The 22,638-nt window shown below is 36.2% G+C and carries 23 protein-coding genes and 2 pseudogenes; 8 read left to right on the forward strand and 17 right to left on the reverse strand.

All coding sequences use genetic code 11. From position 1 onward, the window contains the following. Positions 1–49: 49 nt before the first annotated feature. The 6 genes and pseudogenes from rfaP to radC all read right to left on the reverse strand — a co-directional run bounded on the left by rfaP (position 50) and on the right by radC (position 5,187). Positions 50–847 (reverse strand): lipopolysaccharide core heptose(I) kinase RfaP, encoded by a 798-nt coding sequence (gene rfaP / locus LDL57_RS00555; RefSeq protein ID WP_180559178.1) that lies wholly within the window; start codon positions 845–847, stop codon positions 50–52. After that, the gene (locus LDL57_RS00560) at positions 840–1,964 is read right to left on the reverse strand and encodes a glycosyltransferase family 4 protein (RefSeq protein WP_225506760.1); all 1,125 of its coding nucleotides are present in this window, start codon (positions 1,962–1,964) and stop codon (positions 840–842) included. The genes rfaP and LDL57_RS00560 overlap by 8 nt, the downstream gene beginning before the upstream one ends. A gap of 4 nt (positions 1,965–1,968) precedes the next feature. Then, positions 1,969–3,039 carry a lipopolysaccharide core heptosyltransferase RfaQ gene (gene rfaQ, locus LDL57_RS00565; RefSeq protein ID WP_180559180.1) on the reverse strand — a complete coding sequence of 357 codons (1,071 nt, stop codon included), beginning with the start codon at positions 3,037–3,039 and terminating at the stop codon, positions 1,969–1,971. 817 nt (positions 3,040–3,856) lie between these two features. Then, entirely contained in the window at positions 3,857–4,024 is a 168-nt protein-coding gene (rpmG, locus tag LDL57_RS00570) for a 50S ribosomal protein L33 (protein WP_026821921.1), read from the reverse strand. Between the two features lie 11 nt (positions 4,025–4,035). Further along, positions 4,036–4,272, reverse strand: a complete 237-nt coding sequence (gene rpmB, locus LDL57_RS00575; protein ID WP_180559181.1) for a 50S ribosomal protein L28 — start codon at positions 4,270–4,272, stop codon at positions 4,036–4,038. A 246-nt stretch (positions 4,273–4,518) separates the two neighbouring features. Beyond that, positions 4,519–5,187 (reverse strand): annotated as a pseudogene (radC, locus tag LDL57_RS00580) (RadC family protein). A 192-nt stretch (positions 5,188–5,379) separates the two neighbouring features. Here radC and coaBC point away from each other — a divergent pair. The 3 genes from coaBC (at position 5,380) to slmA (ending at position 7,741) form a co-directional block, all read left to right on the forward strand. Then, the gene (gene coaBC / locus LDL57_RS00585; protein WP_180559220.1) at positions 5,380–6,594 is read left to right on the forward strand and encodes a bifunctional phosphopantothenoylcysteine decarboxylase/phosphopantothenate--cysteine ligase CoaBC; all 1,215 of its coding nucleotides are present in this window, start codon (positions 5,380–5,382) and stop codon (positions 6,592–6,594) included. Beyond that, on the forward strand, positions 6,572–7,030 hold the full coding sequence (gene dut / locus LDL57_RS00590; RefSeq protein ID WP_180559182.1) for a dUTP diphosphatase: 459 nt from the start codon (positions 6,572–6,574) through the stop codon (positions 7,028–7,030). The genes coaBC and dut overlap by 23 nt, the downstream gene beginning before the upstream one ends. A 111-nt stretch (positions 7,031–7,141) precedes the next feature. Then, a complete protein-coding gene (gene slmA, locus LDL57_RS00595; protein ID WP_180559183.1) occupies positions 7,142–7,741 on the forward strand; it encodes a nucleoid occlusion factor SlmA in 600 nt (199 codons plus the stop codon). A 78-nt stretch (positions 7,742–7,819) separates the two neighbouring features. Here slmA and pyrE read toward each other — a convergent pair whose 3' ends face one another. Then, positions 7,820–8,476: an orotate phosphoribosyltransferase gene (gene pyrE, locus LDL57_RS00600; protein WP_180559184.1), complete on the reverse strand. Its 657-nt coding sequence runs from the start codon at positions 8,474–8,476 to the stop codon at positions 7,820–7,822. A gap of 74 nt (positions 8,477–8,550) precedes the next feature. Next, entirely contained in the window at positions 8,551–9,264 is a 714-nt protein-coding gene (rph, locus tag LDL57_RS00605) for a ribonuclease PH (RefSeq protein WP_225506762.1), read from the reverse strand. Positions 9,265–9,382: 118 nt separating this feature from the next. Here rph and LDL57_RS00610 point away from each other — a divergent pair, with 118 nt between their 5' ends. Both LDL57_RS00610 and LDL57_RS00615 read left to right on the forward strand, forming a co-directional pair. Beyond that, positions 9,383–10,246, forward strand: coding sequence for a YicC/YloC family endoribonuclease (locus LDL57_RS00610; RefSeq protein WP_180559186.1), 864 nt, complete (start codon positions 9,383–9,385; stop codon positions 10,244–10,246). Between the two features lie 1,532 nt (positions 10,247–11,778). After that, positions 11,779–12,516, forward strand: coding sequence for a helix-turn-helix transcriptional regulator (locus LDL57_RS00615; protein ID WP_225506764.1), 738 nt, complete (start codon positions 11,779–11,781; stop codon positions 12,514–12,516). Here LDL57_RS00615 and LDL57_RS00620 read toward each other — a convergent pair. Beyond that, on the reverse strand, positions 12,487–13,149 hold the full coding sequence (locus LDL57_RS00620) for an acyl-homoserine-lactone synthase (protein ID WP_180559188.1): 663 nt from the start codon (positions 13,147–13,149) through the stop codon (positions 12,487–12,489). The genes LDL57_RS00615 and LDL57_RS00620 overlap by 30 nt on opposite strands. A 638-nt stretch (positions 13,150–13,787) precedes the next feature. On the opposite strand from LDL57_RS00620, the gene pfkA reads away from it, so the two are divergent. Further along, the gene (gene pfkA / locus LDL57_RS00625; RefSeq protein ID WP_180559189.1) at positions 13,788–14,765 is read left to right on the forward strand and encodes a 6-phosphofructokinase; all 978 of its coding nucleotides are present in this window, start codon (positions 13,788–13,790) and stop codon (positions 14,763–14,765) included. Between the two features lie 70 nt (positions 14,766–14,835). On the opposite strand, the gene glpD is transcribed toward pfkA, so the two are convergent. From glpD to tnpA, 7 genes are all read right to left on the reverse strand, one after another. Then, the gene (glpD, locus tag LDL57_RS00630) at positions 14,836–16,332 is read right to left on the reverse strand and encodes a glycerol-3-phosphate dehydrogenase (RefSeq protein WP_180559190.1); all 1,497 of its coding nucleotides are present in this window, start codon (positions 16,330–16,332) and stop codon (positions 14,836–14,838) included. Positions 16,333–16,590: 258 nt separating this feature from the next. Then, the gene (locus tag LDL57_RS00635; RefSeq protein ID WP_180559191.1) at positions 16,591–17,349 is read right to left on the reverse strand and encodes a DeoR/GlpR family transcriptional regulator; all 759 of its coding nucleotides are present in this window, start codon (positions 17,347–17,349) and stop codon (positions 16,591–16,593) included. Between the two features lie 17 nt (positions 17,350–17,366). Further along, complete coding sequence (glpG, locus tag LDL57_RS00640; RefSeq protein WP_180559192.1) at positions 17,367–18,221, reverse strand: rhomboid family intramembrane serine protease GlpG; 855 nt, start codon at positions 18,219–18,221, stop codon at positions 17,367–17,369. Positions 18,222–18,236: 15 nt separating this feature from the next. Next, positions 18,237–18,563: a thiosulfate sulfurtransferase GlpE gene (gene glpE / locus LDL57_RS00645; protein ID WP_180559193.1), complete on the reverse strand. Its 327-nt coding sequence runs from the start codon at positions 18,561–18,563 to the stop codon at positions 18,237–18,239. Positions 18,564–18,657: 94 nt separating this feature from the next. Next, positions 18,658–19,236, reverse strand: a complete 579-nt coding sequence (nfuA, locus tag LDL57_RS00650; protein WP_180559194.1) for a Fe-S biogenesis protein NfuA — start codon at positions 19,234–19,236, stop codon at positions 18,658–18,660. 58 nt (positions 19,237–19,294) lie between these two features. After that, positions 19,295–19,630: a phosphoribosyltransferase family protein gene (locus LDL57_RS00655; protein WP_225506771.1), complete on the reverse strand. Its 336-nt coding sequence runs from the start codon at positions 19,628–19,630 to the stop codon at positions 19,295–19,297. Between the two features lie 77 nt (positions 19,631–19,707). Continuing rightward, positions 19,708–20,112 carry an IS200/IS605 family transposase gene (tnpA, locus tag LDL57_RS00660; protein ID WP_225505529.1) on the reverse strand — a complete coding sequence of 135 codons (405 nt, stop codon included), beginning with the start codon at positions 20,110–20,112 and terminating at the stop codon, positions 19,708–19,710. Between the two features lie 48 nt (positions 20,113–20,160). Between tnpA and LDL57_RS00665 the strand changes: the two are divergent. Continuing rightward, positions 20,161–21,393: pseudogene (locus LDL57_RS00665) on the forward strand (RNA-guided endonuclease InsQ/TnpB family protein). Here LDL57_RS00665 and LDL57_RS00670 read toward each other — a convergent pair. Continuing rightward, positions 21,346–21,792, reverse strand: a complete 447-nt coding sequence (locus tag LDL57_RS00670) for a hypothetical protein (RefSeq protein WP_225506773.1) — start codon at positions 21,790–21,792, stop codon at positions 21,346–21,348. The pseudogene LDL57_RS00665 and the gene LDL57_RS00670 overlap by 48 nt on opposite strands. Before the next feature lie 39 nt (positions 21,793–21,831). Between LDL57_RS00670 and bioH the strand changes: the two genes are divergently transcribed. Continuing rightward, the gene (gene bioH, locus LDL57_RS00675) at positions 21,832–22,608 is read left to right on the forward strand and encodes a pimeloyl-ACP methyl ester esterase BioH (protein ID WP_180559196.1); all 777 of its coding nucleotides are present in this window, start codon (positions 21,832–21,834) and stop codon (positions 22,606–22,608) included. The last annotated feature ends 30 nt before the right edge of the window (positions 22,609–22,638 follow it).

A 22,638-nucleotide genomic window follows, 5' to 3' on the forward strand; every position in this document is an offset into this window, starting at 1 on the left:
TACTATACCCATTTTTATAGAATCTTTTATAAAAACAAAACGTTTAGAGTTATAATCCTCTCCTAACGGTTCTTTCTTTTATTTTTTCTGCTTTAATATTAGCGCTGAAAATCAATTTTTGTTCATTATTTAGAATATTTCTTAAACTATCGGAAAAATAAATTTGCATAAAACGAAAAATATCTCGTTGGGTTAAGCCAATGTTAAGTGAAGAAAAATATAACCCAATCAAATCTTTATCTTCCCAACGTTTGGGTACATGCTGCCGTATTTGGGCGCGATGCAAGTCAATAATTGAAATCTTTAATTTTTTTTCATCGCCGTCAAAAGGCAAATGTAATAAAAAATGGCAAATATAGCAATCGCGATGATTGACACCACATGCATGCATTTTACGCACTATTTCAGCCATTCGAAAAATTAATGCTTTTTTAGTACTAAATTTGGGAGCTGAATTTTTCCAATTTACGCAGTACTCTTCTAAGCTAATGGTCGGAATAAGTGCTTCAGTAATAATGAATGACTTACGGTATAAAGGATTAATTCCTTTTTGGCCGAAAGCTTTACCATGCATCGTATCAATGCCTGCCTCGGTTAAACGATGGATCGCTTTCCATTCTCTATCCGCACCTAATACTGGTATTCGTAAAGAAAATAGGTTTTTTAATATTTCTTTTAACGTAGTGCCATAATGAATTTTGAGAAAATAACTCTTTGCATTAAGCGTAAAGCATAATGTCTTGCGTGTCTCTAATTGACGAAAAATTTTGCCATCTAATTTTTCTATTTCAATAAAAGGATCTTTATCTTGCCATAAGTTTTTAAAGGGTTGTTTAAGTTCAAGCATGCTGGCATTCCAAAATAATATCTGCAGCTTTTTCAGGTAAACTGTATAAGTCTTGAGTGTCAGCAAAGTGGCGTGCAGATTTTGCCCATTGATGTAATAGAGACTTATTAGCTAAGCTTGTAGCCAAAGCATTATTAAGATTTTTTTGGCTATAAGGTTCATCTATTACTATGCCACAATTTGCGTGTTTGATATAAGGCGCATAACCACAAATATCTGTTGTAATGACGGGTAAACCCGCTGCAATAGCTTCGATTAATACTATGCCGGCAGCTTCTTGGTAGGCTGGATGGATTAACATATCAGCAGCAGCCATCAATTCAGCTATATCATTACGCCCATCAAAAAATAAAACATGCTTATCTATAGCCAGTTTTTTTGCTAATCGTTGATAGCGGGTAGGTGAGTCTTGGCCTACTACCATTAACATAGTTTTATTTTTTATATTCTCAGGCAAGGAAGCTATTGATTTCAGTGTTCTGTCTACACCTTTGCGTTTAAAATCTGAACCGACTTGTAATAAAAAGAATTGATCTATAGAAATGGCATTTTTTTTACGATATATCTGTTTTGCGTCAGTAATTTGCTGGTCATATTTTCTACTAAGGTCAATGCCTGGTGGTAACAGATAAAAACGTGCGTCAGGTGTTTTGTAATGTTTTTTAAAGTCATCAACTTGATGTTGGGTCAACATTAATAATTTAGTATGACTGTTTACATCAAAGACCGCTTTTTCATAAGCGATATAATGTTGGTATCGTTTGGTCAATTTATAAAAAAAACCTTTTTCTTTTTCAACTTTTTCTGCATAACAAACATCTGCTGCATAATAAATATCTAATCCTGGCATCTTATTAAAACCAACAATAACATCAGCAGGATATTGGGTTAAATGCGTTTTAACCTGATGATAAAATGCTTCATTACGCCCATGATTTGTATGCCTTTTAACTGGGATGATGATAACGTTAATATCAGCAGGAATTTCATCATCCCATACCATTGTGTAAACACGTATTTGATGTCCGCGTTTTTGGCAAGCAGAGAGGATTTTGATGAAATCTCTTTGTAACCCACCAAAGGGGAAATATTTATATAAACAAAATGCAATTTCCATGGAATTATATCTCTATCTCAGATTTAATGGTTTGTATATCCATTGGTAACATTTTTTTTGTGGCGGCGATAATATCTTTAGCAGGAATTATTGATAGATACTTTTTATTACGATCACGCTCATGTCGCTCTGGCATTTTTTCATAATTGCCAGCCCAAATTTGAATAACATTTTTACTCCATGGTTTCCAATATTGATGATCTGTAGCACCGAATAAGCAGATAATAGGGGTTTCTAATGCTGCTGCAATATGCATTGGTGCTGAATCTACACCGATAAATAAAGCGGCATGACTAATTAGAGCGCCTAATTGTGGAAATGTAGTTTTTCCTGCAAATTCTGTAACGGGTGATTGACGACATTGTTGTGCAATATTAGCCACGCAGGTCAGATCATCTTTACTGGGGCCTGATGTTAATATGACTCGATATCCTCTAGATTGAAGATTATCAATCACCTCAGCAAATTTTTCATCATCCCAACACTTAAATTTTTGTCTAGCTGTTGGTTGGATAACAACATAGCTACTATGTACACCTAGAGAAATTAATTGGTGATTAATTTTTTCCCAATCAGTTGCTTGGTAAGCCATTGTTGTATTGGAATATAAAGTATTAAGTTGAAGAGGCTTTAGTATAGAGAGATTTTGTTCAACAACATGTTTTCCCCTTGGTTTAACAATATGTGTAAAACTTCCAGACCAATAGTTTGTGTCTCTATGCTTGAATTGATGAGAAATTTTTATCTTGGCAGGAATACATCTTACCAAAAAAGGTACAATCCATTGATCGGCTAAATTTATAATTAAATCATAATGATTTTTTCGTATTTTATTGATTAATATGATAAAATCAACTAGTTTAGCCATATTGTTATTTTTTTTGTTTTTTATGCCATAAAGTGCATGAATTTCTCTATTTTCAGACAAGATTGGTATTGTATCTTGATAGAGAAGAATATCAATTTTAGCGGTTGGATAATTTTTTTTGAGCGTGCTAATGACAGGTGTTGTCAGTAACATATCTCCATGAAATCGCATTTTAATGATCAGAATTTTTTTAAATTGTTTATCCACTTGCTGCAGTCACTCTTGAATTGTTTGTTTATAAGTTTATCTGATTTTTGACCAATGTTATCACTATAAATTCAACAAATTTGAGATAGTTAATTTCATTAGAATAATCTAAAGGGTTACTTTTTTTGTACTAGAAATAACTTTTATTTTTGAAAATTTTTAGTAGATTTGAAAAAATAATAAAAATTTGAATCTTTATAAAGTAAATAATTTTAAATATTATCAATAAGTTTAACAATAATATTACTAATTTGTAATTTGCTATCTGTTATTTTTTACTATACATAATGGTATGAGACTATTTTTTTAATAGTAATATCAGAAAATATTTTTAGTATGTTTGCATTGATAATGGTGAGAGATTATTTATAGGTAGTATAAAAGTAAGATAACCCGATGGTATAGTTTTACTATACCATAACAAAAAATTGAATGACTTTTTGTTATTCTTCAGCCATTTGTTAAAGATTTGAATAATTATGGTAATAATTTTTCAAGTTACTGATTATCTCATTTTAGAGAAAAATTTTGCATATATTCTATTATCCTGAAAAATTGTGATTTTCAGCCATCTAATAAATGTTTTTATTCAAAGAAAAATTATATGAATATATGAGCTGAAATTTAATGAATAAAATAAGAAATTTTTTTGATAATTATTTATATTCATTAATTTTTTCAATAGGTTATTTATTATATTAACGAAATTGCAGTGAAAAGAATGAAATGAAAAAATGTTAATAATATAAAATTCTCTTTTATACATTAAAGATATTATATAAAAAACCCAGCTTGCGCTGGGTTTTTTATTAAGAAGTTATTTAATTTTAGCTTCTTTATAAATCACATGCTTACGAACAACTGGATCGAATTTTTTCATTTCCAATTTTTCAGGCATAGTGCGTTTGTTCTTCGTTGTAGTATAGAAGTGGCCTGTACCTTCAGAAGAAACTAGTTTAATTTTATCGCGAATACCTTTAGCCATTTTTAAGTTCCTTAGTATTTCTCACCACGGGAGCGAAGCTCAGCAAGAACTGCGTCGATCCCTTTTTTATCGATTATACGCATGCCTTTTGCCGACACACGAAGTTTTACGAAACGTTTCTCAGACTCAACCCAGAAACGGTGAGAGTGCAGGTTTGGCAAAAAGCGGCGTTTAGTTGCATTCATTGCGTGTGAGCGGTTATTACCGCTCATCGGGCGCTTACCAGTAACTTGACAGACTCGTGACATGTCTATTTCTCCAAAAATCTAATCAGCTCGAGCTTTATATCGGGAATGACTGCCTCGTCAGACTTAGGAGCCTATCTCAGCAAATTTTCTTAATATAAAAAACAACTTAACTTCAGTAAAAACTCACTGAGATAGGCCCTTTGTGTCAAACCCGAGATCCTAAAAGGTGGCGTAGTATACGCCCTATAGCGCTTTCACTCAAGCCCAGAACTAATAAAGTTGCTATTTCTTAGTCAAAATATGGCATTAGAGTAGGCCAAGTTCGACAAATGAAAGGCATTTTTTATGGGCGATGACAAAATGGTCAAGTAATTTTATGTCTATCAAACGGCAAGCATTGGCGATTCTTTCGGTGACAATTTTATCCGCTAAACTGGGCTCCGGGTTACCCTATGGATGATTATGCGCTAGAATAATGGATACTGCATTTACTTTAACAGCTTGCCTTAAAATTTCTCTCGGATGTACCTCTACTCGATTTATGGTACCTTTAAACATTTCTTCATAGCAAATAATTTGATTTTGGTTGTTTAAGAATAATACGATAAAAATTTCTCTATCTTGTCCAAGATAAAAATCGAGTAGATATTTTTTTAAGTGCTTAGGGCTTCTCATAATACTTTGATTAATAAGTTGTTGTGTAAAAAATCGTTTAGCCACTTCACCAATCGCTTGTAATTGTGAATACTTACAAACCCCTAATCCCTTGTGCGCTGAAAATTGTTGATAATCAGCTGTTAATAGTTTATGAAGCGAACCAAATTCTTTTAGTAAGTTTTCTGCCAATATTAAAACCGGAAATCCAGGCAACCCTGTGCGAAGAAAAATGGCCAAAAGCTCTATGTCACTTAATGATGATGCCCCATAAGCTAAAAGCTTTTCTCTAGGTTGAAGTGCATAATTTATTTCTTCCATATGTTTTCCTGTCTATTTCCCAGTCGCTTTGACAGGTTACAGCATGCCAAAGTATGTGCCAAAATTTCCTAGCGTAGTTGCGTAGCGTTTTGCAAAAAAGTTTTTTGATGGATAAAAATTGATGGTATTCTCACCTAAACTTCAGCTTATGGTAATATCAGTAAACTCATCATTTGAATTTGGATAGATATGATGGCAGAACTTACAGGTAAAAATATCGTGCTTGGTGTTAGCGGTGGTATTGCCGCTTATAAAACACCGGAATTAGTTCGTCGTTTGCGTGATCATGGTGCAATTGTACGTGTGGTCATGACAAATGCCGCCAAATCTTTTATTACACCGTTAACACTACAGGCTGTTTCGGGCTATCCAGTTGCTGATGATTTATTGGATCCTGCCGCAGAGGCAGCAATGGGTCATATTGAATTAGCTAAATGGGCAGATTTAATTATTTTAGCACCTGCAACTGCAGATTTGCTTGCTCGTTTATCTGTTGGTATGGCTAATGATTTATTAACAACGGTCTGTTTAGCCTCAGAGGCAAAAATAGCTGTTGTGCCGGCAATGAATCAGCAGATGTATCTCGCTAATATTACTCAGCAAAATATTACATTACTTAAAGAGCGCCATGTTTTAGTTTGGGGCCCTGCTGAAGGCAGTCAAGCTTGTGGTGATGTTGGCCCCGGTCGAATGCTAGAGCCGTTAGCTATTGTTGAGTTAGCTGAGAATAGTTTTCAGCATAAGCAAGATATGGTAAACCTGCATTTAGCAATTACGGCGGGGCCAACCCAAGAGGAAATCGATCCCGTTCGTTTTGTTACTAATCATAGTTCGGGAAAAATGGGTTTCGCGATAGCACAAGCGGCTGCAGAACGAGGTGCTAATGTAACACTTATTAGCGGTCCAGTTAATTTATCAACGCCTGCAGGCGTTAAACGTATTAATGTTGTCAGCGCGTTGGAGATGTATAACCAAGTACATAATATAATTGATAAACAACAAATTTTTATTGGATGTGCTGCAGTGGCTGATTATCGGCCAAAAGCGTTTACAAAAGAAAAAATTAAAAAGCAGGCAGACGAAATTACTCTGACATTGGTAAAAAATCCTGATATTGTGGCAAGTGTTGGTAAATTGACTAAAAATCGTCCTTATGTTGTTGGATTTGCAGCAGAGACACAAAATGTGGAAGAATATGCTCGTAATAAGCTTATCCAAAAAAATCTGGATCTTATTTGTGCAAATGATGTTTCATTAGCCGATCATGGATTCAATTCAGAAAGCAATGCCCTGAATTTATTTTGGGAAGATAAAGAGATACATTTACCTCATAGTCATAAATTAGAGCTTGGCCACCGTTTACTCGATGAGATACTTCAACGTTATGAAGAAAAAAATAGACATTAAAATTCTTGATCCTCGTGTAGGAAATGAATTTCCTTTACCCACTTATGCGACAGAAGGATCTGCTGGATTAGATCTACGAGCTTGTTTAGATCAGGCGATACAATTAGAACCAGGTCAAACTAAGCTATTACCCACAGGATTAGCAGTACATATTGCAGATCAACAATTGGCTGCAGTAATTCTTCCTCGTTCAGGTTTAGGCCATAAGCATGGTGTTGTATTAGGAAATTTAGTCGGTTTAATCGATTCTGATTATCAAGGTGAATTGATGGTTTCGGTCTGGAATCGTGGTAATACAAGTTTTACTATTGAACCGGGTGAGCGTATAGCACAAATGGTTTTTGTGCCAGTTGTTCAAGCTGAATTTAAGCTTGTACAAGATTTTGAAACGACAAAACGTGGTAGTGGTGGTTTTGGTCATTCAGGCCGCCAATAATCTTATTATTTATAAAATATTATCAATTTTTTGATTTTTAAGCTTTATAAATGATGAAAAGCAAGGATTGCGTGGTCTGTTTTGTTGTTTTATCAGGGGTCTTGTTTAGCCATGGCAGGAAAAGAGATAGCAAAGAAGAAAAACAGGCGTGAGGAAATCTTGCAGGCGCTTGCGCAAATGTTGGAAACAAGTGATGGCAGCCAGCGCATTACCACAGCTAAGTTGGCAAGTCATGTTGGTGTATCTGAAGCAGCACTATACCGGCATTTCCCTAGTAAAGGGAAAATGTTTGATAGTCTTATTGAATTTATTGAAAATTCTTTAATTTCACGTATTAATCTGATTCTGCAAGATGAGAAAGACACCATTAGGCGTATTCGCTTGATTTTAATGTTGATACTGGGTTTTGCGGAGAAAAATCCTGGATTAACACGAATAATGACAGCACATGCGTTGATGTTTGAGCAAGTTCAATTACAAGATAGGATTAGCCAATTGTTTGAACGTATCGAAGCGCAATTTAGACAGGTTTTAAAGGAAAGAAAAATACGAGATAAGCAAAGTTTTAGTTATGATGAGAGTTTATTAGCATCTCAACTATTAGTGTTTTGTGAGGGTATGTTATCACGATTTGTACGTTCAGAGTTTCGGTATTGCCCAACTAAAGAATTTGATGCACGCTGGCCTATGATCTTGGCGCAGTTACAATAATTAATTGTACTACTCACTCCGCCTGATATTTGGGCGGAGTTTTTTTTACGCTAGTGGGTTAATAAAATTGCTAATTTTTTATTTGTTAAGAGGAGTGGTACCATAGTTTTCTCGATAAGCTTTCATCGTAGCCAAATGGGTTGACATATTCGGATTTTCACTTAAATAATCAATTAAATCATTCAAAGTAATAATAGAAAATACCTGGCATTTGAATTTCTTTTCAATTTCTTGGACGGCTGATAGATTCTTTTCACCTTTCTCCTGACGATCTAGACTTAATATAACCGCACTAAGTTTAGCTTTATGTCGCTTAATTATTTCTGCAGATTCTTTAATTGCCGTTCCTGCTGTAATAACATCGTCAACGATCACAACATTTCCTTTTAATGGACTACCGACTAATTCTCCACCTTCACCATGTTTTTTAACCTCTTTCCGATTGAAACAGTATGGCTTATCAAAGTGATAATGCTCAGATAGTGCAACCACCATTGTTGTTACGATCGGAATACCTTTATAGGCCGGACCAAAAATAATGTCACAAGCAGGATTATGATCCATAAACGCTTGGGCATAAAAATGACCTAGTGCAGCTAAATCTTTTCCTGTATTAAAGAGGCCAGCATTAAAAAAATAGGGGCTCTTGCGACCAGATTTCAACGTAAATTCACCAAATTCCAATGCTTTTTTTTTCATGGCGAGTTTAATAAATTCGCGCTGATAGCCTTTCATTAAATTTTCCTCTTTAATTTATCTTCTTTCAATTTAACAGCTATAAAAGACCGCTAGTAAGATATAATAGTTTATTATTCTAATGCTTCTTTCTGGGCGGTAAAAATGGTTTGTAAGCCATTTTTTGCTAAAGAAAGCAGCGATAACAGCTCCTCATGACTAAATGGTTCACCTTCTGCAGTACCTTGAATTTCGATCATTTTACCATTATCCATCATGACAATATTCATATCTGTTTCAGCGACAGAGTCTTCACTATATTCTAGATCACAAATAGGTTTGCCATCCACTATGCCGACAGAAACCGCTGCAACCATTGATTTAAGCGGACTTTTTTTCAATTTTCCTTCTGCGACCATTTTGTTTAATGCATCAGTTAAAGCGACACAGGCACCCGAAATTGCAGCGGTACGAGTGCCTCCATCAGCCTGAATGACATCACAATCTAGTGTAATGGTATATTCACCTAATTGCTTTAAATCAACAGCAGCTCGTAGAGAACGTGCGATAAGGCGTTGTATCTCCATGGTGCGACCGGTTTGTTTGCCTTTTGCTGCTTCGCGTATATTACGAGAATTTGTTGCTCGTGGTAACATACCGTATTCTGCTGTTATCCAACCTTGTGATTGGCCTTTTAAAAAGCGGGGAACGCCTTCTTCGATTGTGGCGTTACATAATACTTTGGTATCACCAAACTCAATCAGAACAGAACCTTCTGCATGTTTAGTATATTGACGGGTGATTTTTATAGGGCGCACCTGATCAGCCTGCCTATTCTCTGGACGCATGGTGTTATCTCCGTAGTTAAATAATGTTGGTGGCGCATTATACGTTCTTCGACATTGAATGCCTATCCTATGCTTTCACTCAAGGTTATAATCTAATTTTTATTTATAGGAACGATATATGATCCATAGTATGACCGCTTTCGCACGACGAGATATAAAAAGTGAATGGGGAAATGCGGCTTGGGAGCTGCGTTCCGTTAACCAACGTTATCTTGAAACTTATATTCGCTTGCCGGAACAATTTAGAAGCCTGGAACCTGTGATTCGCGAGCGTCTACGTGCCAGATTAACACGAGGGAAAGTAGAGTGTAGTTTACGTTTTGAACTTAGTTCACATCAGCAGAGTGAATTAGTCCTAAATGAAGAGTTAGCTAACCAATTGATTAGAACTGCGAACTGGGTAAAAAAGAGTAGTGGTGAAGGCGAAATTAATCCGTTAGAAATTCTTCGCTGGCCTGGGGTTATGTTAGCTCAGGAGCAGAATTTGGATGTTATTTGTAAACATTTACTTAAAGAATTAGAATTTGCTTTAGATGATTTTATTCTCAATCGGGAAAGCGAAGGCGAGATGCTAAAGGTAATGATTGAGCAACGGCTAGATGCTGTTAGTCAGCAAATTCAAGATGTTCGTCATCAAATGCCGGAGATTTTAAAATGGCAGCGTGAGCGCTTACAAACAAAATTAGCAGAGGCAGAAATTCAGATAGATAATAATCGATTAGAACAAGAGCTAATCATGTTAGCCCAACGTATCGATGTTGCAGAAGAACTTGATAGGATAGATGCTCATGTTAAAGAAACGCGTAATATTCTTAAAAAGCAAGAAGCTGTCGGTCGTCGGTTGGATTTTATGATGCAGGAATTTAATCGTGAAGCAAATACCTTGGCCTCTAAATCTATTAATAGCCAAGTGACTAATTCTGCTGTCGAATTAAAAGTCTTAATAGAACAAATGCGTGAGCAGATCCAAAATATTGAGTAAGTTTTCATAGTAATTAACAACAAATCACAAAGCCAGAAGATACCTTGTATTTACTGGCTTTTTTACTATCAGAATATTGAAGAAGAAATCACAATTATAGTTGACCACTACAGTTTGATTGTTAGGGAGAGTTTACAAGTAGGTTATTTTAGGAAGTCTTAACAGTATTTGAATTACACTACAGGTAAGCCATCTGCATTATCAATCGATAGCGCTAATAAATATGAGAGATTAGATGCATAATTCAACAAAATCAAATATTTGAATAAATAAAAAATTGATGAATCTGGCCTTGCATTTTGGTCGGCTAGAGAGCTTGCTAAGCAGCTAGAATATGCGGAATACGGACATTTCACGCCTGTTTTAGAATGAGTGAAAGATGCTTGTTCCCATAGTGTACACAATATTGAAGGTTATTTCGAAGATATCCTCGATATGGTCAATATTGGCTCAGCTGCACAAAGAAAATTAAATGAGGTAATACTGACTCGCTATTGCTTGAAGTCATATCTCTAATGACGTAAATAAGTGCTAAATATTTTTTGTTCCCATCACTTTTCACGACCACAATGGTCTCTAGGATCCATAATAATATGTTGAAAAACTTAGCTGATAGAAGCTGTTATGGGAGCAAAAACTGTTGATTAGTTGACACGGTAGTTACATGAGTTAGTAAGTCTTCTTGATTTCATTGGTTGAAGGGGTATTGCTTTTTATTTCTTTAATTAACTCATCTAGTTAATTAAAAAATTAGCTTAGTAAAAATATAATCAAATAATAATGCTAACCTCTTATCTAGTATTCATAATCACACTAGTTTAGTAAGTTAAGGATATTTTTTAAATTTGTTAGTGTGATGATAGAACGCACTTGTTTGCTATGATGTTGTTCTTACAAAAATATTGTTTATTAAAGACAATGTATTGAAAATTTTATCATAAGAATCGTGTATCAGAAAAATGTTACTTATTTAACGCATTTATTTTCATAAAGATTAACCCATTCATAATGTTTTAATATCGTAAAATTCTTAGATAATTTGAATATGTAGGATGTCCAACAGATAACTAAATGAAGTTTACCGCGCAATTGAGATACAAATTAAATAGATTTCTAGAATGAAATATGGCTAATTAGTCGATATGTTGATTTAATTATAAATAAATTTGTAAGCAAAAGTTTATTTCTTTGTTAAGGTTAATATATTGATATATATGAAAAAATTAAAGTTTAATGAAGGAGAGTTGAATTATTAATAGCAAATTATGATGAAAAAAAGCTATAAAGCCAGTAGAGACATTTTGCTTCTACTGACGATATGGCTTTATGATATTGAGAAATAAATTTCCCTGGTGTTGGCCAACTTGGCAGCCTGACCTTACATGAGGTCAGGTTTTTTTATTATTTTTATTTAAATCTAGTTGTGACTTTACCTTTTTTTATGCTTCGATTGTAGTTAGACTTAAGTCTAGTTTTGCACTATACTTTTATCCTTACATGGAAGTTATTATGTATTTTGGGGGAGTAAGTGGATGTCAAAGACGTTTTTTGATAATGATACGATAAATGATGTAATAAAAAACTACTTAGATAGAGAATTAGCTGTTTTTGGGAAATTTAGGTATGCGTATATTATCCTGAATAAAAGAAATCCAGCGGAAATGTTTGCGATAACAAATTATCCAGATGAGTGGGTTGAAATATATAAGGAAAGGAATTATCAACAAATCGATCCCGTCATTATCTTTGCTCTTAATCGAGTTTCTCCTTTTGAGTGGGACGAAAGTTTGCCTATTAATTCTAATATTAATTTCTCCAAAATTTTCGATATTTCGAAAGATTATAATGTTGTAAATGGCTATACTTTTGTATTACATGATTATAATAATCGCCTTGCTATGTTATCAATCGTGATGTTTAGTTCAGAAGTTGTCGAAATAAAAAAGAAGATAAAAGAGCATAAAAATGATTTGCATATGCTTCTTCTTGATGTTCATGAAAAAATCACCTCTCTGTATCGAGAGATGATTAGACAAAACTATCAGAACCCAGCAAGTGGAAAAGAGTGTTTTTCACCACGTGAAAATGAAATTTTGTATTGGGCTAGTATGGGAAAAACCTACTCTGAAATTGCAACCATACTAGGTATAAAATTGGGTACAGTAAAATTTCATATTGGCAGTGTTGTGAAAAAATTGGGCGTTATGAACGCTAAGCATGCAATAAGACTTGGTGTCGAATTACAGCTCATTAAACCTGTCTCCAAATGATGGATATATTAATGGCCATTTTTTTAAATTATTATTCACAAGGCTGTCATAATGGCTCCTTATCCTTCCAATTAACTTATTTTGATTTTTAGAATCTATGGGCAAAAGCAGCAGATACACTTTTTCGTTTTTTTCTGATAAACCTTGTTCAATGATTGAAACTTCCCAACCTGAACGTTCTACTACTTTTAACATACCATGGCTGATAATAGTAAGAATTCCATCATAATCGCCTTTTTGAGCATAATTAATCATTGCTAGACATAGTATAAAAAAGACAGGATATTTGTCGCAATTTAGTTCTTTTGTTCGGTCTTTGGCCACAAAAAAGCGGCTTGATTCAATATAATTTCCCTTAGGAAGATTAAGATGTTTGAAAAAATGTGCAAATGTGCCTGTAATCATATTAGGAAATTGCATTTCAATAAATCTGACACTACAGATAATGTTGTTATTTCTTACACCAAATAGATAGTTAGCCTTGTCATTATCATATTCATCAAACTCCATGCCATTAATACAACTGACTGCCCAGTTAAGCCGATCTTTAAATGTTTCTTTTCTTAACGTAAATAATTCTTTTGATTTTTTTTCAGTCAAAAGGTTATAGTTCACATCGAATATTTCTAACATTTTTTCTCCATTATTTCATTTACTCGCAGATCCTATATTTAAAATTACTAAAATATTTCTATCTAGCGATACTATTTTTCGATTTCCACTATGAGTAACAATGCCTATTATATTTTGCCTTCTCTGTAGTTTTTTGTACACTAGTGGTGTTATGTTTATATATGATTTTTGCGATGGAACTAACTGACTTATAAGGAATATTTTAGATGAAGTGCAAATCGGAGGTGTAAATTAATCAGACAGTTTTTAATTAAAAGTTAAAAATTTTTATAGATGAAGTTAGCTATACTAAAAAGATATAAAAAACGTTTTATTGTAAACGTTAGTTTTAAAAAAAAGATCTATATATCTGTAGTATAAAAAATTAAAGTATCTATTAAGATAACTTAATTATCAGCCACATATATATTTCATTAACATAATAATTAGAAATTTTTTTATTTAATTATTTTAATGGGAGTATTTGTAATATTTATAATAAATTTCACCTTTATCAAAGAAAGTTAATAATTAAAGCACACGGTAAAAGTTTTATCGTATAATGTAGCATGCAGAATCAATTCAGCTCGTCGCAGTCATAAGTAAAATAAATGATATGGTTTTTATACTTGTAGCAATATATTAAATCAGAGGTCACCATGAATAAAAAAGGAATAAAAAGAGTTGGCGTTTTAACCAGTGGTGGTGATGCGCCAGGGATGAATGCTGCTATTCGTAGTGTCGTAAGAATGGGACTCTCTGAAGGATTAGAAGTTTATGGTGTTTATGACGGCTATATGGGTCTTTATGAAAATCGAATAAAAGAACTCAACCGTTTTAGTGTTTCTGATATTATTAACCGCGGTGGTACTTTCTTAGGCTCTGCTCGTTTTCCTGAATTTCGTGATAGTGAGAAGGTAAGAGCTCAAGCTATTGATAATATGAGAAAACATAATATTGATGCCTTGGTGGTCATTGGTGGAGATGGTTCTTATCGCGGAGCAAAGAGGATCACTGAAGCGGGCTTCCCTTGTATTGGCGTACCTGGAACAATTGATAATGATGTTGCTGGTACTGATTATACTATTGGTTATTTTACCGCTTTGGATACCATTGTTGAGGCAATTGATCGTTTACGTGATACTTCAACTTCCCATAAACGTATTTCGATAGTTGAAATAATGGGGCGCCACTGCGGTGATTTGACTTTATCCGCGGCTATTGCTGGAGGCTGTGAGTTTGTAGTATTGCCTGAAATACCTTTTGATAAGGAAGAGTTACTGACAGAAATTAAATCTGGCTTAGCAAGAGGTAAACGTCATGCGATTGTTGCTATTACTGAACATATTTACGATGTTAATGAATTGGCAAAATATATTGAAAAAGCAACGGGGCATGAAACACGTGCAACTGTTTTAGGTCATATTCAGCGAGGCGGTAGCCCAGTAGCGAGTGATCGTGTTTTGGCATCCCGTATGGGCGCTTACTCTATTCAGCTACTTTTGCAAGGCTATGGTGGCCGCTGTGTTGGTATTCAAAATGATAAACTGGTTCATCATGATATCATAGATGCAGTCGAAAATATGCAACGTAAGTTTAAGCAGGATTGGTTAGATACGGCGAAGAAACTTTATTAACTGTTTTGCTCAGGTTGTAATCGATAAAGTTGCGATATAAGCCTCATAAATTTATGAGGCTTATATGGTATTATTGTGTAATAGTTGTATTTTTAATTAACCATTGCTTTATTCGTTGTTTTTCATCATCATTAAGCCACATACCTAATTTAGTTCTACGCAAGATGGCATCATCTAACTCTGTAACCCATTCATTTTCGACTAAATAACGTAATTCAGCTTCATATAAATTGTGCCCAAAAGCTTCACCTAGATCAGATAACGATTGTGCTTGGTTTAAAATCAAACTGCTGTTACTACCGTAAGTGCGGGCATATCGCAAGGCAATTCCTTCTGGTAACCAGGGGTAGCGTTTACGTAATAACTGAGCATAACCGTCACGATCACAACCTTCGATATCACCACCAGGTAGTGTTGCGTCTTTAGTCCATGCTTTACCGGTATTAGGGTAGTAATGAGCTAATTTATCTATAGCATGTTCGGCAAGTTTACGATATGTGGTTAATTTACCACCAAAAACAGATAATAAAGGTGCTTTTCCTTGTTCATCATGGATATCGAGTGTGTAATCACGTGTAATGGCTTGAGGCGAATCAGATTCATCATCACATAATGGACGTACCCCAGAATAAGTCCAGACAATATCTTGCTGGGTTAACTGTTTTTTGAAATGATCGTTGTAAACTTTTAGTAAGTATTTAATTTCATTATTATCAATGTGAACATCTTTTGGATCACCTTGGTATTCGACATCGGTAGTACCTATAATAGAAAACTCGTCCATCCAAGGAATAACAAAGACAATACGGTGATCTTCATTTTGTAAAATATAAGCTTGTGATCCATCGTGTACACGAGGTACAACAATATGGCTACCTTTAATTAGTCGGATACCGTAAGGTGATTTTAATTGTAACCCTTCATCAAAGAAAGATTTAACCCAAGGTCCAGTTGCGTTTACTAATCCTTTTGCTTGCCAAGTTTCTTTTTTACCCGTACGTAGGTCTTCTGCTTCCACGACCCAGAGCCCGTTCTCACGCCAGGCTCTCGTCGCTTTAGTACGAGTTCGAACTTCACCTTTATGTCTAAGAACTTCTTGTGCATTGAGGACGACTAAGCGTGCATCATCTACCCAACAATCTGAATATTCAAAACCTTTTGTTAATTCTGATTTTAAGACAGAGTTTTTACCAAATTTTAGTCCTTTACTGCCAGGTAGACTGGTACGTTTACCTAGGTGATCATAAAGGAAAAGGCCAGCACGGATCATCCAGGCAGGGCGAAGGTGAGGTTGATGAGGGAGGCGAAAACGCATAGGGAAAGCGATATGGGGAGCAAGCTTAAGCAAAACTTCACGCTCGGCAAGCGCTTCACTAACTAAACGAAATTCATAATGTTCTAAATAGCGCAATCCGCCGTGGATCAGTTTGGAACTAGCTGAAGAAGTTGCGCTAGCAAGATCTTGAGCTTCTAGTAGTAATACTGATAATCCACGACCAGCAGCATCAGCGGCAATACCAGCACCATTTATACCACCACCTAGCACTATTAAATCTTTTATTTCCATGCGTCCCCCAATGTTCGAGATTGCTCAAGTATGTTCGTTTTCGCTCACGATTTTAATCAAATTAGATTCGAAAGCCAACTATTATTAAGCGGAAAAAACCATAAAATTGATGCCACTTATTGTTTGATGGAAAAATAGACCAAAATAGCAAACTAATTTAGAGAATGAGTATTAATTTGGAGAGAATATGGGCTTATAAAGAAGTATAGCTACAGAAATAGAGCAGGAAATAAGAAAATTTCCTGCGATAAGCGAATATTAGCATATCTCAAGGGTTACATTATGATACTCAATCATTTTTTCGATGTTTGCAGGAGGAGCTTGGTCAGTAAAAAGATAATCAATCATCTCCATACTGCCTAGGTTAACCATTGCATTGCGCCCAAATTTTGAGTGATCAGTGACCAGCATAACGCAACGAGAATTTTCAATAATTGCTTTTTTTGTTCGTACTTCATGGTAGTCGAACTCAAGTAATGAACCATCCTCATCGATACCACTGATACCTAAAATACCATAGTCCAGACGGAATTGAGATATAAAATCTAGGGTTGCTTCACCAACAATCCCGCCATCACGGCTACGAACTTCTCCTCCTGCTAAAATCAAACGAAAATCCTCTTTTGGCATAAGTAGGATTGCAACATTAAGATTATTCGTAACGATCCTTAAATTTTTATGATTCAGCAACGCATAGGCGACAGCTTCTGGTGTGGTACCGATATCGATAAATAGTGTCGCCCCATTAGGGATTTGGCGCGCAACATGTTGGGCAATTCGTTCTTTTTCATTCGACCACATCATTTTGCGATCATGGTAAGCCGTATTTACAGAACTTGAAGGAAGTGCGGCACCTCCGTGATGGCGTTGAATTTTATTTTTTTCTGCCAGTTCATTGAGATCACGACGAATAGTTTGTGGGCTGACATTGAAATATTCAACTAACTTTTCAGTACTTACATAGCCTTGAATACGGGCAAGTTCGATAATAGCATCATGGCGTTGAGTTTGTTTCACAAAAACCTCAAGTATCACTAAATATATTGGTCAAGTTTTGTATTATTTGGTTTATGTCTATTATCCCATAATCCCATTAATAAACCGATAATTAACCCGGCAGTGTGTGCTGTGTTAGCTATCTTCATGCCAAAAATATCAAAGTAACCAAGAAATAACCATAAAACAGCAAATATCATTAATCCTCGTGGAATAGAAATACCTTTTGCTGGGTGACGTTCACCGGTTAACCAAACGTAACCAATTAACGAAAAAACCACGCCAGAAAGACCACCAAAAGCTGAGCCACTAAATAGCGATTGCCCCCAATTACTAAAAAGAGCTGATACAATAGTAATGACAAATAGCTTACCTGTACCTAATTGGCGTTCTACCTGACTACCTAAATACCACCACCACATTAAATTAAACAAAATATGCATCAATGAAAAGTGCAGTAAAGCAGGGGTGAATATTCGCCAGATTTCAGTGTATTGAGTATTTGATGGCCAAGCAAGATAAGCCATTACGGTGTCATTACCAGAAATTAGCATCCAAATATAAATAAAAATAGTTAAAAAGAAAACGATAATGGTAAGTGGTCCAGATTGTTTTTTTAAATAATCGAAAGTGAGATAATTACGGTAGCCAAATTTTTTATCGACATGTCCAGTTTGCCAGCTTGCCGCCTGATAACGGGAGTTAAGAGGATCTTGCATAAATAGTTTTAGTTCTTGTTGTGCTTGTTCGAACTTATTTTCGTCCTGTAACCAGAGATCAAAGAATTTCCCCTGTGGCTCAGCGCGCATTTCAATAACAATGTTTTGCATTGCCATATAATCAATAAATGCTTGTGCTAACCTAGGATTTGCTATAGAAATTAGATGGATCATAGCCTGTTATATCGCTTAAGAGAGTGAATTGATGGTGTGTGGATATTCTCTCGACCATACTTCAAAACCACCGTTTATGCTATAAACAGTTTCGAAGCCCGTATTAACCAAATATTGTGCTGCTCCTTGGCTACTATGGCCATGGTAACACATTACCATTACTGGCGTATCAAAGTCAGTTTGGCTAATAAAGTTATTTAAGGACTCATTTGTAAGATGGTAAGCGCTGGTAATATGCGCTGAATGAAAACTTTGTGGGTCGCGAATGTCGACCATGATGCTGTTACCTGTTTGCCAAAGTTTATAGGCTTGTTCAACTGTAATTAATTGAAAATTATCCATAGTAATTCTGCGCTATATTATTTTATGTTTGGAAAAAAAGATACTCTCTATACTCTTAAAGAGTATCTATCTTTAGCAAAAATGGGTAATAATTTTAATAATAAGAGTGATCACCACGTTGATGTTCGGTTAAATCTTTTACGCCTTTCAATTCGTCTGGGAACATATTTAGCAATTGCTTTTCAATACCTTCTTTTAAGGTAATATCGACCATTGAACAGCCATTACAACCTCCACCAAATTGTAGAATGGCATATCCATCATCAGTGATTTCCATTAATGATACCTTTCCTCCATGGCCGGCTAACTGTGGATTAATTTGTGATTGAATAACATATTCAACTCGTTCCATCAGCGGGGCATCGTCAGCAACTTTTCGCATTTTAGCATTAGGTGCTTTTAGAGTAAGTTGAGAGCCTAATTGATCCGTTACGAAATCAATTTCAGCCTCTTCCAGAAAAGGTGCGCTAATCTCATCAACATAGGCTGAAAGTTTATCAAATTTAAGTTCAATATCAGTTGCTTCGATAGCATCAGGTGGACAATAAGAGACCCCACATTCCGCAGAAGGTGTGCCAGGATTGATAACAAATACGCGAATTTGTGTACCAGATTCTTGATTTGCCAATAGTTTGGCAAAATGAGCTTGTGCTGCTTCAGTAATATTAATCATAGTCAATGCTCAACTTTATCATTTTAGTATGTTTATCATACGCTCTTTTCATTACTTTCTACAAGGTTCTGCATATTGCCCAGGCTTGGACTGAATTTGCGCCAGCTTTAATGAGCAATTTAGCCACTTCATTCATTGTTGTACCTGTTGTAATTACATCGTCCAGTACAGCAATATGACGATCTTGAAACGATTTTTTTATCCTAAAAGCGTTACTAAGATTTTGTGTACGTTTTTTAGCAGAAAGTTGAGTTTGTGGTAGTGTAGCACGAGTGCGAGTAATTGAATTAGTCTGATATTGGCATCCTAGCCAATAAGCTAATTGTATGGCCATTAAACTGGCTTGATTAAATCCACGTTGCCAATGTTTACCATGATGAAGTGGTATTGCCATCTTAACCTCCAAAGGGTACTCCCACCGACATAAGGTGGGAGGGGAATTTGGTCGGGCTTGAAAAGCCCGAAGAATGATCAGCCACGCTGATTTTGAATGTATTGCTTAACAACTTCCAGCGGTGCTCCCCCGCACGAACCTGCAAAGTATGATCGAGACCACAACACTGGCTTGCCGTAAGCCCCACGCAAGTCTAGAAACTCATTACGCAGACGACGAGACGTTACCGCTTTCAGCGAGTTTACTAGTACTGACAACTGCACTGTGGGCGGGTACTCGATCAGCATATGAACGTGATCGGACTCTCCGTTACTTTCCTTTAAATCAGCCCCAAAGTCGCGACACACTTCACCTGCATACTGATGAAATGCTTTGTAGTGCAAGCCACTGAGTACTTTCTTTCGGTACTTAGTCACAAAGACAAGGTGAACATGTAAAAGAAACGCTGCATGTCTTGAACGGTTGATTTTATATTTTTGCATTGAAATTAACCGGATATACGGTAAGATAGTGAGATAATTTACTACACACTGAGTAATAATGCTAATTCTAAAAGCCTACAAATTCAGACTCGAACCAACCGAAAACAGTCGCAACGTTTGCGGCAGTTGTGCGGATGCGCTCGTTTTATCTGGAATTACGGGCTAGCAGAGACGCAACGCATTATTGAATCCGGCGGTAAACTACCGTCAGCGTTTGAACTAAATCGGATGCTCACAGAATGGAAAAAAAGCCGGAACATTCCTTTTGCAAGAAGCCTACACGGATAATCTTCAGCAGAAACTCAAAGATCTGCACGGGGCATGGAAACGCTGCTTTGATAAAAAACTGGCAGCAAAAGCTCCTGTATTTAAAAGGAAAAATGACGGGCGTGATTCAGTTCGTTTTGTTAATTTTGATAAATATTGTCAGCTCGATAATGGCAGAGTGAGATTACCGTCAGGTTTGGTATGGGTAAAGTTCCGGCAGTCGCAAAAGCTGTACGGTAAGATTAAAAACGCAACCGTTAGCCAACATGCGGGACACTGGTATATATCGTTTCAGGTCGAACTGGAAATGGACATTCAGCCTCATTCGTCAGCAACAATGATTGGTTTGGATGCAGGTGTAACCAGACTCGCCACGCTGTCAGACGGCACAGTGTTTGAACCTGTAAACAGTTTTAAAACCAACCAAAAAAAGCTGGCGAAATTCCAGCGTCAGTTAAGCTGTAAAGTTAAATTCAGCAATAACTGGAAAAAACAGAAGCGAAAAATCCAACGTCTCCACTCGCATATAACCAATATCCGCAAAGACTACCTTCACAAAGTCACCAGTGAAATCAGCAAAACCACGCGATGATCGTCATTGAGGACTTAAAGGTCAGTAACATGTCGAAATCGGCAAAAGGTACACAAGAGCAGCACGGACGGAATGTCAGGGCAAAATCAGGACTTAACCGTTCGATACTGGATCAGGGTTGGTATGAAATGCGCCGTCAGCTTGAGTACAAGCAGCTATGGCGCGGTGGTCAGGTATTAGCTGTGCCTCCGGCATATACAAGTCAACGGTGTGCATGTTGTGGTCATACAGCGAAAGAAAATCGTCAATCACAAAGTAGATTCGAGTGCCTTGAGTGCGGGTATACAGAGAACGCAGATATCAACGGAGCTCGTAACATTTTAGCGGCAGGACATGCCGTGTTAGCCTGTGAAGTGAACGGTGCAGTAATGCCGTCAGCAGCAGGAACCAGGCTTCTGAGCGATCAGATAGTCTCCGACTAACGGGAATCCCCCTCCTGAGTCACGAAGTGTGAAGGTGGGGGAGGATGTCAATATGATATCTGGTTTGCGCCAGCGTTGCTGACGATATCCTTGTTGCCAATAAAGTAGGAATAAGCGCGCAAGGATAAAAGCGATTTGAGGGATTTTTCCAAATTTGTACTGCTGTATTAGCTTACTTAATGGTGGTATATAGGCAGTAATGGCAACAAGATTGTGCCAATAGGGTGGAGTTTGTAAGCAGCGACCGCAAGTAAAGGTAAATTTTTCGACGGGTAAAGCACAGCGATAACAAACTTGTTTTAGATAAGGCAAATGTTTTAAACAGTAGTGACAAATGCCATGAAAGCGATATTTTAGTGTTTGGTGGCATAGCCAACAGTATCCAGCCATTGTTAACATAATGATATCCTTTTTTATACCTATAAAGAGAGAATAACTATGTCCACACTGTTTTGGCAGCAGTCCGGTAAAGGAAAACAAGATATTGTGCTATTGCACGGATGGGGATTAAATGCAGAAATTTGGCGTACAATTGAAGTGGAATGTGGCTCCCATTTTCGTATGCATCTTGTTGACTTACCTGGCTATGGTCGTAGTAATTTTTTCCCACCGATGTCATTACAACAAATGGCAGAAGTTATTTGGCAAAAGGCGCCTAAGCAAGCTATTTGGTTAGGTTGGTCGTTAGGCGGATTAATTGCCAACATCATTGCTCTTAACCATCAAGCTGAAATCGCGGGTTTAATAACAGTGGCTTCAACACCATGTTTTAGTCAGCAAGAAAACTGGCCAGGCATTAAACCGATGGTGCTTACAGGCTTTGAACAACAATTACAGGCTAATTTTCATCGTACAGTAGAACGTTTTCTGGCATTGCAAACATTGGGCACTAAAACAGCACATGAAGATATACGTTTATTAAAAACAGTGTTACTGAAACAACCATTACCTTCCGTTGCTGTATTAAACGCAGGTTTAGAGATTTTGCGAACAACGGATCTACGGCAATCTTTATTAACGCTAAATAAGCCTTTTTTACGCATCTATGGTGATCTTGATGGTTTAGTGCCCAGAAAAGTCGTACCAATAATAGATGCATGGTTACCAAATTCGCCTTCGGTGGTAATAAAACATGCTGCCCATGCCCCGTTTATTTCTCATCCTAAGCAATTTATTCAATTGTTAGTGGATTTTTCTTGCCAATTGGAGCAGTGAATAAGAGGAGTTAAATAGAATTAAAAAAGT

Origin of the sequence: Arsenophonus apicola, assembly GCF_020268605.1 — a bacterium.
Lineage (GTDB): Bacteria > Pseudomonadota > Gammaproteobacteria > Enterobacterales > Enterobacteriaceae > Arsenophonus > Arsenophonus apicola.